The organism is Undibacterium sp. MH2W (assembly GCF_049340215.1).
In the GTDB taxonomy this organism is placed as follows: domain Bacteria; phylum Pseudomonadota; class Gammaproteobacteria; order Burkholderiales; family Burkholderiaceae_D; genus Undibacterium.
This window is the reverse complement of record NZ_JBMPPA010000003.1, coordinates 326803-341258: the sequence shown is the minus strand read 5'-3', so window position 1 is coordinate 341258 and position 14456 is coordinate 326803. Positions and strand designations below refer to the sequence as shown.

Below are 14456 nucleotides of genomic sequence, written 5' to 3'. Positions count from 1 at the left end.
TAGAAACATAGATACATTGATAGAAAGATAGACAGATACAAATGACAGATTTAGTGAGACTTTCGAAACGCATGTCCGAGCTAGGATTGTGCTCACGCCGTGAGGCGGATGAATGGATAGCGCGAGGATGGGTCCGCGTTGATGGCAAAATCATCAGCGAACTCGGCAGTAAAGTACTCCCCCACCAAAAAGTAACGGTAGAGCGCCAGGCTGCCGCGGAACAATCAAAGCGTGTCACGATTTTGATTAATAAGCCGGTTGGTTACGTCAGTGGCCAGGCGGAAGACGGCTATACACCAGCCGTTGCTCTCATCAAGCCTGAAAACCGCTGGTCCGAAGATAAGGTCGATACTGTCTTTCATCCCACTCAACTGCGCAGTCTCGTACCGGCTGGTCGACTCGATATCGACTCTGTAGGGCTACTTGTCTTAACGCAGGATGGACGCGTGGCAAAACATCTGATTGGTGAAAACACAGTCGTTGAGAAAGAATACCTCGTCCGCGTCCACTATATCCCTGGTGGAAAATTGCCAGATCATGAGCTGCGCCGCTTAAATCACGGCCTCAGTTTAGATGGCAAAAAATTGCTGCCAGCAAAGGTCACTTGGCAAAACGAAGACCAGCTTAATTTTATTTTACGTGAAGGTAAAAAACGTCAAATCCGCCGGATGTGCGAAATGGTCGGTTTGAAAGTTCTAGGACTCAAACGGGTGCGTATCGGCAAAGTAAGGCTAGGCAATTTGCCTGAAGGACAGTGGCGCTACATGCGCGAAGACGAGCTGTTTTAATCGCAAGCATAAGGATGCAGACGATGCTGATTTGGTTCAGTGATCGTCTGCATCACTCGCCCCACAACATCATCTCATCCACTCTATCGCAATCAATAACGACCGTCGTCGTTTTGCGTCAGGCCTATTCAACAAATCCAAACTGCGTCATGTCTTTGATGCGCATCGGATATAAAATCCCGTTTAAATGGTCACATTCATGTTGCACCACCCGCGCGTGAAATCCATCTACCTCGCGCTCAATTAGGGTTCCAAACTGATCAACACCTTGATATCGCAGGCTGGTCCAGCGTGGAACTTGACCACGCATTCCAGGAACAGACAGGCACCCTTCCGACCCATCTTCTTGCAAATCCGATAAGGGCGTTAATACTGGATTAATCAATACTGTCCGAGGCACTGCTGGTGCGTCAGGATAACGTGGATTATCGTCAAATCCGAAGACCACGATTTGAAGATCAACCCCGATTTGAGGGGCAGCAAGGCCGACGCCATTGGCATCAACCATGGTTTCGAACATATCGGCAATCAATTGGTGCAACTCAGGCGTATCGAAGGTGGTTACTTTTTGCGCCACACGCAGTAATCGGTCGTCGCCCATCTTTAAAATCGGATGAATCATTGCATTGTTCCTTTCTCCTCCGTCAACGTTCTATTGCTGGTGCTCGTCACAATTCTGAGAGCGTACAACGAAAAAAATGCGGCCAGATAGCTTATCTGTACCGCATTTTACAACGTCGCTTCACGATCAGTACTAACCGACTAGGTCGCACTCAGCACCGATAAAACGATTATTTCAACCCGTTTAAAAATTCAGAAAATTCTGCACTGGTTTCTTTGTGCTTCAATCCTAACGCAACGCTTGCTTTCAAATAGCCAAGTTTGGAGCCACAATCGTAGCGGGTTGCTTCAGAGCGATACGCATAGACCGGAAAATCCTTCAGCATAGCGGCGATACCATCCGTCAATTGAATCTCGCCACCAGAGCCTTTTCCCAAATTCTCGAGATAAGAAAAAATACGACCGGATAAAATATAACGACCAACCACAGCCAGTGTAGATGGTGCGACATCTGGCATCGGCTTTTCAACAATCGCTTGAACACGTTCTAGGCGATCTTTGTATGCAGCACCACTGACGATACCGTATTGACGTGTGAATTCACGCGGCACGTCCTGCACCGCGATGATACTTCCACCCTCTTGCTCATACTGCCTTGCCATTTGCGCCATAACAGACGCTGCACCTGGATCTGCATCCATCAAGTCATCTGCCAACAACACAGCAAATGGATCATCGCCAATTACTGGACGAGCGCATAATACCGCGTGCCCCAAACCAAGTGCGGCAGGTTGGCGAATGTAAATGCAATTGATATTTTTAGGAATGACATTACGAACTAAATCCAGTAAAGCCTCTTTACCTGCAGCCTCAAGTTCACTCTCTAATTCATATGCTTTATCAAAGTGATCTTCAATCGCCCGCTTGTTACGACCCGTGATAAACACCATTTCGGTGATACCTGCTTCAACCGCTTCTTCCACCGCATATTGAATCAATGGCTTATCAACAATCGGCAACATCTCCTTTGGTTGTGCTTTGGTTGCAGGAAGAAAGCGACTCCCCAAACCTGCGACTGGGAACACCGCTTTTGTAATTTTTCTCATTTTTCAGCTCCGAAGACAAAGTTGAAGCAAATCTGCTTCCGTTAAGATAGGGACACCTAATTCCTGCGCTTTTAATAACTTGCTGCCAGCTTCTTCACCAGCAACAACATAACTCGTTTTTTTTGAGACAGAACCTGAGACCTTACCACCCGCCGCCTCGATCATTGCACTCGCCTCATCACGGCTAAGTGTTGGCAGTGTGCCGGTTAACACGAAGGTTTTACCCGAGAGCACGCCCTCGGATTCAACGACTGCTGGGATTTTACCGACTAATTCAGTACGCAACGCATCTAATTGACGCACATGGTCTATATTCGCCGATACCGACAACCAGTCCTGCAACGCCGAATTCACATCCGCCGGCAATCCAGATTGCATGAAACCGCCACCCGCCATCTCGACAAGCATCGACAAGGTCGTACCGCGATCCTGCAATTGCTTACAACGTGTGGGCGTCAGCTTTGGAATTGCCAGTGCAGCTAAGAGTACTGCGATATCCAACTTCGGTAACAACTTTGCAGAAGGTAAATGTTCGCCTTGCGGTACGACTCCTGCGGCTAACAAGGCATCTAATGCGAGTTGATTTTTTTCCTCAGAAAAGAAATCAGCAATGGCTTCCGCAACGGCGGGGCCAATATCTGGCAACACACGGAATAAGCTGACGGGTGCGCGACGAATGAGAGCAAGGCTCCCCAACCATTCAGCGAGTGTCTTTGCAGTGGACTCGCCGACATGCCGAATACCCAGGGCAAACAAGAGCCGCTCAATTGGAGGCTGCTTACTTGCATGAATTGCCTCGATTAAATTTTCTGCCCATTTCGTCGCGATTTTCCCTTGCAAAACTGTCTCAGGAGTCACGCCCTCGCGCTCGTCTGCGCGACGCTTCATGTCGAGTAAATCGTCCAACTTTAAACAATATAGATCGGCAATGCTACGCACATAATCAAAATCAACTAAGTTTTCGATATAGCGTTCACCAAGACCGTCAATATCCATCATCTTACGTGCTGCAAAGTGACGTAGTGCTTCTTTACGTTGTGCAGAACAGAACCAACCGCCCGTACAACGTGCAATCGCTTCCCCTTCTTCCCGCACAACATGAGAGCCACATACCGGACATTGTTTTAGCATCTCAAATGGCGCAGGTGCGGGATCTGGACGACGTTCAGGGACGATCGCCAACACCTCGGGAATCACGTCGCCAGCACGACGGACAATGACAGTATCGCCAATACGCACATCCTTACGGCGAATCTCATCTTCATTATGCAATGTGGCATTAGTAATCGTGACGCCACCTACAAATACCGGCGCAAGGCGAGCAACAGGCGTCAGCGCACCAGTACGACCCACTTGAATATCAATTCCTTGGACAACCGTCATCGCTTCTTCAGCAGGAAACTTATGGGCAATGGCAAAACGCGGCGCGCGAGAGACAAAGCCCAACTCGTCCTGCTGCGCAAAATCATTGACCTTATAAACGACGCCGTCAATTTCGTAAGCCAGTGTCGGTCGTTTAACCTGAATCTGACGATAAAATGCAAGTAATCCAGTCGCACCCGTGACGACGGCATGTTCATCGCAGACAGGAATACCCATCTCCCTATACCAATTGAGCAGCGCTCGATGAGAATCAGGTTTTTGCGCACCTTCCAGGGAGCCAATCCCGTAAGCAAAAAAACGCAAACGTCGCTGGGCAGTCGTTTTTGAATCCAGTTGTCGCAAACTACCTGCTGCGGCATTGCGTGGATTGGCAAACTCTTTCGCACCCGCATCGCGTTGACGTTGATTCAGCCGAGCAAAATCAGCTTTAAACATCAACACTTCTCCGCGAACATCAAGTACGGATGGTGGATTTGGTGTATTCAGACGCAACGGGATGCTACGAATCGTTCGGATATTCTCCGTAACATCTTCACCAACAAAACCATCACCGCGGGTCGCTGCTTGATGAAAAATCCCGTTGATATAGCGTAAGTTGATCGCCAAGCCGTCAAATTTAAGATCGATGGCGTACTCAATGCCGCTGGTGTCGTTCAGCCCCTCACTGACTCTGCGATCGAACGCGTGGATGTCTTCATCTTCAAATGCATTGTTAAGCGATAACATCGGAACAGCGTGCTGCACTTGACCGAATTCAGCCAATGGTGCACCACCGACACGCAATGTGGGGGAATCGGGGGTTCTCAGAGCTGGATTTGCCTCTTCTAACCGCTGTAGCTCTAGGAATAATTTATCGTATTCGCTATCGGGAATGCTTGGCGCATCAAGCACGTAATAGGCGTGACTATGGCGCTCAAGCTCGGCGCGTAGGTATTGCGCGCGTCGTTCGTCCGATGAAAGGACATGCCCGGCAGCTAAGCTGCCGTCATCAAATAAATCGTTTTGCATGACTCAGAGAACTTAACTGAACAGGCGTTGGGCACGGACAGAGCCGGCGGGAATTTGTGCTTCGGCCATTGCACCATAAAATTCATTGACCTGCAGAGCGATTTCATCGAGAGCCGCTTTAGAAATTGGCTGATTTCCATCATCTACAACTGTACCGCCAAGACGAGTTGCCAATGATCGTGCACACGCCGCCATCGCACCAAAACTATCACGCGAAGGTGCAACACATGGCACATCCAACAGCAACGTCAGGCGCGAGGTCATCACTTCACTCACATCCACGTTAGTTGATAAGGTAAAGAGACTGCCACCATCCCCGTCCGGCATCATCAAGCGACCATCAGGGCGCTGATCAAAGCCCATTTTCTCTAGTGCAGCGAGTAAGGTGTTGAGTGCCCACGGTGCGCCGTTGGAAGAGACGTTCACACTCAATTGCGCATCGTGCTCGGCAACAAACTGATGGAGTTCACGCGCATGAACGATGATTTTGTTCATGTCTGGAATGTCAGGATGGGCATTGAGGTTATCTGCAATGCCTCTGAGTTTCATGATGAATTCAGAGTACTCTAATTCATTGAGCGGTCCACTGCGACTCACCATTTGAATTCCTGCAAAAAGCGTCGTATATGCGCCGCCAATCGAAATCACATCTTGAGAGCCGTCGACACTTTGTCCGATAAAATGAACTGGTTTTTTTCCGACATACTTGAGCTCGGCGATTTCGCCAAGAATTTTCTCGCCACGAATGGGCGTGTCAAACTCTAAGGGAATCACGCAATCGATTAATTCATCCACGGGCAATTCACGAACGTGCGTCACCGGCGGAGTCGACACCTCTTCATCCTGCACAGCATCAGAATCCATCGCATGAGTTGCCTCATCCGCCTCCAAGCCAAGTGAATCCGTGACCGCAGCACCTGCCGACTCATTTGTTGCTGCACGGTCTTTTTGAACAGGTGTGGCGTCACGTTTAACTGCTGGCTCTACCAACGCTGCATCATCAAATACGGGCTCGTGCCTTTGTACAACGCTCGCAGGCGCATCAGGGTGGAGCAGTACGTCATCATGCCCATCCGAAAACGCGTTTTCCACTGTCTTCTTTGCTTTGTATTCCTGCCATTTGTTAAAAATAACGACACCGACGAGAATAGTGCCGCCAGCGATTAATAAACTTATTTGAAAATCGGTCATGCCGCTTGAACCTCAGTAGCAAAATTGACAGCGGACTCCATGTCCACCGCCACAATTCGAGAAACCCCCTGCTCTTGCATGGTGACACCAATGAGTTGCTGTGCCATTTCCATTGCAATCTTGTTGTGGGAGATAAATAAAAATTGGGTATTCGACGACATACGCTTCACCATCTTGCAGAAGCGCTCGGTATTTGAATCATCGAGTGGGGCATCAACCTCGTCGAGCAAACAGAATGGCGCTGGATTGAGCTGGAACATCGAAAACACAAGTGCCGTTGCCGTCAGTGCTTTTTCACCACCCGACAACAAATGAATCGTTGCGTTTTTCTTGCCTGGCGGCTGTGCCATCACTTGCACACCAGAATCCAGAATCTCATCGCCCGTCATGATTAACTTTGCCTGACCACCACCAAATAGGATCGGGAACAATTCGGCAAAGTGATGATTAACCTTGTCAAAAGTATCTTGTAATAACTCACGCGTTTCGATGTCAATCTTATGAATCGCGTCCTGCAGTGTCGTGATTGCCTCGGTTAAGTCAGCGTGTTGCGAATCGAGGAAGGTCTTGCGTTCTTTCGCTTGCGCTAATTCGTCAAGCGCCGCCATATTCACAGCACCCAAAGCGGCAATCGCGTTGGTGAGGCGCGTCACCTCGCCTTGCAGGTAGGACGGCTTCAAATCGGCATGCAGTTTTTCGGACAGCTTCTCTTCGTCGACTTCGAAATTACGTAATTGCTCAGCATATTGCTCTTGCGAGAGGCGTGCAGCTTGCTCTTTCAATTGCAACTCGACGATGCGATCCCGTTGCGGCTGCAAACCACGTTCCGTTTGCGTTTTACTGTCTTCAAACTGACGCAATTGCTGCGTGAGTTGATCGAGCTCGTGTCGCGCATCGGCGAGAGCGCGTTCTTGTTCAGTACGCTTATCCAATAGATCTTGTAGCCCAGCTTGTGCCGTTTGGTCATTCATGGATTCAAGCTCCAGTTGACCTTGCTGCATACTGGCGAACAACTGTGCCGATTGCTCTAGCGCCGTTGCGATGTTTCGACGCATCTCTTCCATCTTGCTACGATGAGATTTCTCGGCGAAAGCAGCTTCTTGCGCGGCAAGTTCTAACTCGCGCAGACGTTGGCGCGCGTTGTTCAGTATCTGCTCTTTTTCGAGATAGGCAGTCTGACCATCCTCATGGGACTCTTGCAACTCCGCGAGTTCGATGTCTAACTGCTCGAATTTCTGCTCAGATTCAGCGCGAATTTGATGTTGTTCTGCTTCCTGTGCCGCGATCTCTGCAAGATCGTTTCCAATTTGGGAGCTACGCTGATTAAATCGCGTCTGCACTTCGGCCAGCTTCATGTACTCGATTTGCAAACTATGATTCGTTTGCGTCATTGTTGAAACACGTTGGCGCAGCTCTTGCAACTGCTGGTTTGCCTGCGCATAGGCCGCTTCGGCTCTGACAGCACGCGTTTTCGCTTCATCTGCCAGTAACTGCTTCGCCCGGCATTGCTTGCCGATATTGTCGATTTCTTGCTGACGACCGAGCACGCCATCTTGCTCGGAATCAGAGGCGTAAAAACGAACGCTTGAGCGCGAGATCACATGGCCTTGGCGCGTCACAAAAGAAGCGCCGACTGGTAACTTACTACGATCAACAAATGCGGCTGTCACGTCGTCGGCAACATAAATCTGATGAAGCCAATCTTGCATCAGGCTACGCACGCCAGCGTCGTTCAACTGCAATAGACTCACGAACGGCTTTAAGCCAGGAACGGGTGCCGCTTGCTCGGCGTGAATTTGTGGGCTGTAGACGGCCAGCTTTGCGGGTGGCGCATCGCTGAAAAATGCCTTCGCCCAATCCAAATTTGACATTTCAAGTGAGGCTGTGCGTTCACGAAGCACAGACTCCAGCGCCGTTTCCCAGCCTGCTTCGATTTGCAACTTTTGCCACAGCTTTGGCAATCCGCCGAGCTCATGTTTTTCCAGCCAAGGCTGAACTTTGCCTTGTGTCTGGACTTTTTCCTGTAATTGCTTCAATGCCAGAAGACGCGCCTCTAACTGTGCCAGTTCTGAGGTATCTTGATTGACTTGCGTTTGCGCCGTTTTGCGCTCTTCTTCGAGCAGCGGTAGTTGTTCTTGTGCCTCTTCTAGTTGAAGAGACAGCTCTTCGAGCACCTGTTTCTTTTCTTCAAGCTGAAAGCCAAGATTTTCCAGATGCGTAGAATCGGGTAATGCCAGTCCTTGCTTCTCTTGCTGCAAACGTTCTTTGCGCGAGGCTAAGGAATTCAGAATATTTGACGCGTTACGCTGATGCGCAGACTCAAGCTCGATCTGCTGCTGCATTTGCATGATCTTCGCACGCGACTCGGTTGTTTTGAGCTGCGATTCCCGCCACGCTTGTTCCAACGCAGGCAACGTATCAGCGTGTGAGTGTGCAATTTCTTGTGCCTGTTCAGCACGCATCGCCAGTTCTTCAACGTGGATTTCCGCTTCGGCTAATTCGTCTTGCAGGTGATGGCTCTGTGTCTGCCATTGTTCTCGCTGTGCTGTAAGCGAATGCAATTGAGACTGTAAACGAGAGCGCGATTCAATCACAAATTTAATTTGCGCTTCAAGACTGCCGATCTCTGCGTTGGTCTGATACAGATTTCCTTGTGCCTGGTGCATGCGATCGCCAACAGCATAATGCGCTTGTCGCATTTGCTCGAGCTCAAGCTCAATATGGCGTAATTTCGCTGTATGCTCTTCGAGGTCGAGTTGTGTCTTTTCGATTTCTGCAAAATACTTTTGCTGCTCGTTCGCTGCTTCTTTTTTGCGCAAGAGCCACAGTAATTTTTGTTTTTCTTCTTGGTCAGATTGCAGCTCGTGGAACTTATTCGCCACCACCGCCTGCGCTTCAAGTTTTTCGAGATTACTATTTAACTCGCGCAAAATATCGTCAACACGAACTAAGTTTTCATGGGTATCGTGAATGCGATTTTCTGTTTCACGGCGTCGCTCTTTATACCGGGAGACGCCTGCGGCTTCCTCCAAGAAGATACGCAACTCTTCAGGGCGGGCTTCAATGATGCGAGAAATCATGCCTTGACCAATAATCGCATAAGCGCGAGGACCAAGACCTGTACCTAAGAAAATATCCTGAATATCACGGCGACGGACTGGTTGTCCGTTAATGTAGTACGTGGAAGTACCGTCACGTGTCAGCGTACGTTTGACGGCGATCTCACCATATTGACTCCACTGCCCTGCAGCTTTGCCGAGGCTATTATCAAATACGAGCTCAACTGATGAGCGTCCCGCCGGCTTTCTGTGCGTTGAACCATTAAAGATCACGTCCTGCATGGACTCGCCGCGCAGTTCGGACGCTTTTGATTCGCCCAGCACCCATCTCACCGCATCGATGATGTTGGATTTTCCGCAACCATTCGGTCCAACTACACCGACCAGTTGCCCTGGAACCTGAAAATGAGTGGGATCAACAAAAGATTTGAATCCCGACAATTTAATAGAAGTTAATCGCACTTAATGAAATTTAATTATCTTTTGCAATCATATCTACTCACACGCCTCACAGAGTGACACAGCGCAGAATAGAACCTTGGCTAGTATCTTTGCATCATACCATTTGAACAGCAAATTTATGACACTTACGACACCGCATCGCCCAAGAAAAGCCAAAAAACGTGCAACAAAAACTTATATCCAACCAAAAGGCGAGACTCAACGGAAAAACGTCAATGAGAGATGTGCAATAGGGACGAGCCAACACCAGCACAGACCTCACCCGAAGTCAGACTTGCCAGCGCGGCCACACCCCATGGTTCACGAGATTAACTACAGGATACCTGCACTTTTGTGATTGGACCTGTTTTTGGAATCGTACCAGTGGTGTTTGCCAAAGTACAATTGAGTCCTGATGTCTCGCTTTGTAATTTAACGCTGTAGGTATCACCAGTCACCACTGCCGTTGGGAAAGCAAAATCACCATTCACATTCAATGTGAGCGTATCCGTTCCACTTGTCGACGTATTGGTCAATGTGACGAAATCACCTGTTGGCAGCCCTGAGAGGTTTCCAATAACGATATTGTTACTGTTCGTGCTAGCAACACAGTTGACGACGATGTTTGACACAGAAGAGCCATTCGAATCAACGACACCAACACCATTGGTCACGTTGCACGCCTCACCTACAGGCTGCGTTCCAACGGTCACGACGTAACTACCGCCAGCAGAAATAGTCACCGGGAAGGTGAAGAAACCGTTAGCACTTAACACGATTGGGTTGATCCCGTTGTTCAACAATTGCACGGTGGAGCCGCTTGACAAGCCTTTTAACGTACCACCAATCGGCGCGGACGAAGTACCGCCACAACCTGCAATCACAACACCCACTACGGAACTCACCAACAGTGTTTTCAACTTATTCATCATGTCCTCTTTTTTAAACCACTTAATTTCGATGTCGATTTGAACGCAGACTTCGCGCCTGAAAATTGCAAAATGAGTATTAACGTATCTTTGCAATTCGTCTATAAACTCTTCTCGGCAGCAATTTTACCCCAAGCTAGCCGAATGTAAGCAAAATAGTCAACATAGTAATCGATCGAAAAAGCAGGCAAAAGAACGCAGTTGTAAAGCTTTTGCACGCCTATGTATCAAGTTGTAGATTCACTGCAACAACTGAGAGGTCAACACTCTACCCCAAGGATATCGATCGCCATACGCGCACCTGATTTGAGAGATTTCGCTGTTTTTTCAATCGAAATAGGAAGTAAATCAGACAAGGTATCGCATTGACCAAACTTTGTTCGAGCTTTCCATTGAAACGCCCGCTCTTAAGAATCTCGGTAGAGCTATAATGACGGTGTAATCATTGGTTCAACTCATTCACTGCCGGTGACGCGCGCGCAGACAAAACAGATAGAAAATTAAAAATGGCTTTTCACCCTCATCTGACGAAATTACAACCCTACCCCTTCGAAAAACTGAAACGTTTGTTCGCTGGTGTAACACCCAACCCTGCATACAGCCCCATCAGCCTCGGTATCGGTGAACCAAAGCATCCAACACCTGCCTTCATTAAGCAATCATTGGTCGATCACTTAGATGGGCTTGCAAGCTACCCCGCTACCTCTGGATCTGAAGCACTTCGCCAATCTATTTCACAGTGGATTGCGCGCCGCTATGCAATTCCGGCACCGAATCCAGCGACACAAATTTTGCCAGTCAATGGTTCACGTGAAGCGCTGTTTGCACTTGCACAAACCATCATTAATACCAACGATTCCACCGCTGGGGCACCGTTAATTTTGTGTCCGAATCCGTTTTATCAGATTTATGAGGGAGCTGCTTACTTAGCCGGTGCAGAGCCCTATTTTGCAAACTCTGATCCCGCGCGGAATTTCGCCCCAGACTACAGCAGCATCCCAGAGGAAATTTGGCAACGCGTGCAACTGCTCTTCGTTTGCTCCCCAGGAAATCCAACAGGCGCGGTCTTAACGCTTGAAGATTGGAAAGAATTATTTGATCTATCCGATCGCTATGGATTTGTCATCGCTGCCGATGAATGCTACTCAGAAATCTATTTCCAAGAAGAAGCCCCTCTTGGTAGCCTGCAAGCGGCCCAGCAGCTGGGAAGAACCCATTTCCCTCGGTTGATCACCCTGTCCAGTTTATCGAAGCGCTCCAATGTCCCTGGCATGCGATCTGGTTTTGTGGCTGGTGACGCAGAAATCATCAAAAACTTCCTGCTATACCGCACGTACCATGGCAGCGCGATGAGCCCCGTGATTCAAGCAGCGTCTATTGATGCATGGAATGACGAAACACACGTCGAAGAAAATCGTGCCAAGTACGTCAAAAAATTTGCCCAGATTACTCCACTATTAGAAGAAGTATTGGATGTGAAATTGCCAGATGCCGCGTTTTATCTGTGGGCAAAAGTAGATCATCTCAATGGTATTAGCGATACAGAATTTGCGAAACAGCTGTATGAAAAATACCATGTCACCGTTCTTCCTGGCAGTTATTTGGCGCGAGAAGCCCATGGTATCAATCCCGGTGAGAACAGAATCCGGATGGCGCTTGTTGCTGAGGTTGATGAATGCCTCGAAGCCGCGCAACGTATTGTTCAATTCTGCAAAGAGTTGTCAAATTAATCAAAGATCAACCAATAGCGATTGTATTTTTCAAAAAAGTTTGTCTTTAATACTCTAAATTCACCGGATTGCCTGAAATAACCAAAAATTGTGGATGACAACAACATGCCATCCACATAATATCTTGCAACATAGCATCACAAGTGCAAAGCAAGTCTTTTAAGCAGTTCCGGACATACCTTCACGAAATTAATTTCAATTAAAAAGAACCACCATGACTCAACAATTACAGCAAATTATCGACCAAGCTTGGGAAGACCGTGCCAACTTTTCTCCAAAATCCGCGCCAGCCGAAGTGCGCGAAGCCGTTGCGCATGTACTGAGCGAATTAGATAGCGGCAGTTTGCGTGTCGCACAGAAAATCGATGGTGCATGGCACGTTAATCAATGGGTTAAAAAGGCCGTATTGTTGTCATTCCGCCTCGAAGATAATATCTGCATGCCATCTGGCGATCACATGCAATTCTTCGACAAAGTGCCCACAAAATTTGCAAATTACACCGCCGAAGATTTCGCGAAAGGCGGCTTCCGCGTCGTCCCACCAGCAGTCGCACGTCGTGGCAGCTTTATCGCAAAAAATGTCGTTTTGATGCCTTCCTACGTCAACATCGGCGCATACGTCGATGAAGGCGCCATGGTCGACACGTGGGCTACAGTCGGTTCTTGCGCGCAAATCGGTAAAAATGTCCACCTCTCCGGTGGCGTAGGTATCGGTGGCGTTTTGGAGCCAATGCAAGCAAATCCAACCATCATTGAAGATAACTGCTTCATCGGCGCGCGTTCGGAAATCGTTGAAGGCGTCATCGTTGAAGAGAATTCAGTGATTTCGATGGGCGTCTACATCGGTCAATCAACAAAAATTTATGACCGTGCCACTGGCGAAGTCAGTTATGGTCGCGTGCCATCCGGTTCCGTTGTTGTGTCTGGTAGCTTACCTTCTGCTGACGGCAAATATAGCTTGTACTGTGCAGTGATCGTTAAACGTGTCGATGCACAAACACGCTCCAAAACAAGTATTAACGAACTCCTGCGCGGCGCTTAAGGTTTTAACACTTGCACTGAATCGTCACACCAATTCAATACAGAGATTTGTTTTCAAAGGAAGCACTATGGCAGCGATGGAGCGATTATTCCTACTCATGAAAGAAAAACGTGCTTCGGACATGTTTTTCGCAATGAATTCGCCCGTCCATCTGAAAATTAATGGCAACCTTCTGCCAATTAATCAACAGAAAATGGATCAGGCCAATATTTTTGCACTATTGAGTGAAGTTGTTGCTCCAGAGGATATGGAAGTGCTCGCTCGTGAAAATGAACTCAATATCGGTATCGGCGCGGCAGGTATTGGGCGTTTCCGTTTGTCGGCATTCCGTCAGCGTGGCTCTATATCAGCCGTATTTCGTTTTATTCCGGGCGATATTCCTAAACTCGATTCGCTCAATCTTCCTCCTGTGATGTCAGAACTCATCATGGAAAAACGGGGATTGATTCTGGTCGTCGGCGCAACAGGCTCAGGCAAGTCAACCACGATTGCCTCCATGCTGGACTACCGGAATGAAGTCAAAACGGGCCACATTTTGACTTTGGAAGATCCGATTGAATATTTGTTCCGTAGTAAAAAATCGATCGTCAACCAACGGGAAATCGGTACTGACTCAGAAAGCCTGAAAACGGCGTTGAAGAACTCTCTGCGTCAGGCGCCCGACTGTATTTTAATTGGTGAGATCCGTGACTTAGAAACAATGATTGCAGCGATTGCCTACGCACAGTCTGGGCATCTCGTCCTTGCAACTTTGCATGCTAACAATAGTTATCAAGCATTGAACCGTATCATCAGCTTTTTCCCGATGGAAAACCGCACTGCCTTACTGCTTGATTTGGCATCATCGGTGCGCGCTATCATTTCTCAGCGCTTAATTCGCTCAGTCGATGGTGGTCGTTGCCCTGCGGTTGAAATCATGCTCAACACGCGCTATGTCTCTGAGTTGATCGAGCAAGGTGATATCTTTCAGATTAAAGAAGCCATTGAAAAAAGCTTGTCACCAGGCTCACAAACATTTGAACGTGCGCTCATGAATCTGATCAGAGATGGTCTGATTACGAAAGAAGAGGGTCTGGCCAACGCTGACTCTGCGAATAATCTTTTATGGTTGCTCAATAACGAAGCGGCTTCAGGAATGGCTCCTCCACCGGAGCCAGAGCCCGACGCAAAAGAAGAGGCGTCGTTTACTGAATTTACGTTAAACGTATAACCGTAACA

At 48.4% G+C, this 14456-nt stretch carries 10 protein-coding genes; 4 read left to right on the top strand and 6 right to left on the bottom strand.

Annotation, left to right across the window (positions count from 1 at the left end):
* The first annotated feature begins 41 nt into the window (after positions 1-41).
* Entirely contained in the window at positions 42-788 is a 747-nt protein-coding gene (locus ACO0K2_RS09470) for a pseudouridine synthase (RefSeq protein ID WP_423018064.1), read from the top strand.
* 124 nt (positions 789-912) lie between these two features.
* Here ACO0K2_RS09470 and def read toward each other — a convergent pair whose 3' ends face one another.
* The 6 genes from def to ACO0K2_RS09440 all read right to left on the bottom strand — a co-directional run bounded on the left by def (position 913) and on the right by ACO0K2_RS09440 (position 10469).
* Entirely contained in the window at positions 913-1410 is a 498-nt protein-coding gene (def, locus tag ACO0K2_RS09465; RefSeq protein WP_423018062.1) for a peptide deformylase, read from the bottom strand.
* Between the two features lie 169 nt (positions 1411-1579).
* Positions 1580-2455 (bottom strand): UTP--glucose-1-phosphate uridylyltransferase GalU, encoded by an 876-nt coding sequence (galU, locus tag ACO0K2_RS09460; RefSeq protein WP_423018060.1) that lies wholly within the window; start codon positions 2453-2455, stop codon positions 1580-1582.
* A gap of 3 nt (positions 2456-2458) precedes the next feature.
* The gene (gene ligA, locus ACO0K2_RS09455; RefSeq protein WP_423018058.1) at positions 2459-4846 is read right to left on the bottom strand and encodes an NAD-dependent DNA ligase LigA; all 2388 of its coding nucleotides are present in this window, start codon (positions 4844-4846) and stop codon (positions 2459-2461) included.
* 12 nt (positions 4847-4858) lie between these two features.
* Positions 4859-6037 (bottom strand): cell division protein ZipA C-terminal FtsZ-binding domain-containing protein, encoded by a 1179-nt coding sequence (locus ACO0K2_RS09450; protein ID WP_423018056.1) that lies wholly within the window; start codon positions 6035-6037, stop codon positions 4859-4861.
* Entirely contained in the window at positions 6034-9558 is a 3525-nt protein-coding gene (smc, locus tag ACO0K2_RS09445; protein WP_423018054.1) for a chromosome segregation protein SMC, read from the bottom strand. The genes ACO0K2_RS09450 and smc overlap by 4 nt, the downstream gene beginning before the upstream one ends.
* Before the next feature lie 308 nt (positions 9559-9866).
* Positions 9867-10469 (bottom strand): hypothetical protein, encoded by a 603-nt coding sequence (locus ACO0K2_RS09440; RefSeq protein ID WP_423018052.1) that lies wholly within the window; start codon positions 10467-10469, stop codon positions 9867-9869.
* Positions 10470-10972: 503 nt separating this feature from the next.
* Between ACO0K2_RS09440 and dapC the strand changes: the two genes are divergently transcribed.
* The 3 genes from dapC to ACO0K2_RS09425 all read left to right on the top strand — a co-directional run bounded on the left by dapC (position 10973) and on the right by ACO0K2_RS09425 (position 14448).
* On the top strand, positions 10973-12196 hold the full coding sequence (gene dapC / locus ACO0K2_RS09435) for a succinyldiaminopimelate transaminase (RefSeq protein WP_423018050.1): 1224 nt from the start codon (positions 10973-10975) through the stop codon (positions 12194-12196).
* Positions 12197-12410: 214 nt separating this feature from the next.
* The gene (dapD, locus tag ACO0K2_RS09430) at positions 12411-13238 is read left to right on the top strand and encodes a 2,3,4,5-tetrahydropyridine-2,6-dicarboxylate N-succinyltransferase (protein ID WP_423018048.1); all 828 of its coding nucleotides are present in this window, start codon (positions 12411-12413) and stop codon (positions 13236-13238) included.
* A gap of 67 nt (positions 13239-13305) precedes the next feature.
* Entirely contained in the window at positions 13306-14448 is a 1143-nt protein-coding gene (locus tag ACO0K2_RS09425; protein ID WP_423018046.1) for a PilT/PilU family type 4a pilus ATPase, read from the top strand.
* Positions 14449-14456: the final 8 nt, after the last annotated feature.

Coding starts and splice junctions, on each gene's coding strand:
- dapC (WP_423018050.1), top strand. CDS start 10,973: ATGGCTTTTCACCCTCATCTGACGAAATTACAACCCTACCCCTTCGAA.
- dapD (WP_423018048.1), top strand. CDS start 12,411: ATGACTCAACAATTACAGCAAATTATCGACCAAGCTTGGGAAGACCGT.
- ACO0K2_RS09440 (WP_423018052.1), bottom strand. CDS start 10,469: ATGATGAATAAGTTGAAAACACTGTTGGTGAGTTCCGTAGTGGGTGTT.
- galU (WP_423018060.1), bottom strand. CDS start 2,455: ATGAGAAAAATTACAAAAGCGGTGTTCCCAGTCGCAGGTTTGGGGAGT.
- ACO0K2_RS09450 (WP_423018056.1), bottom strand. CDS start 6,037: ATGACCGATTTTCAAATAAGTTTATTAATCGCTGGCGGCACTATTCTC.
- ACO0K2_RS09470 (WP_423018064.1), top strand. CDS start 42: ATGACAGATTTAGTGAGACTTTCGAAACGCATGTCCGAGCTAGGATTG.
- ligA (WP_423018058.1), bottom strand. CDS start 4,846: ATGCAAAACGATTTATTTGATGACGGCAGCTTAGCTGCCGGGCATGTC.
- ACO0K2_RS09425 (WP_423018046.1), top strand. CDS start 13,306: ATGGCAGCGATGGAGCGATTATTCCTACTCATGAAAGAAAAACGTGCT.
- def (WP_423018062.1), bottom strand. CDS start 1,410: ATGATTCATCCGATTTTAAAGATGGGCGACGACCGATTACTGCGTGTG.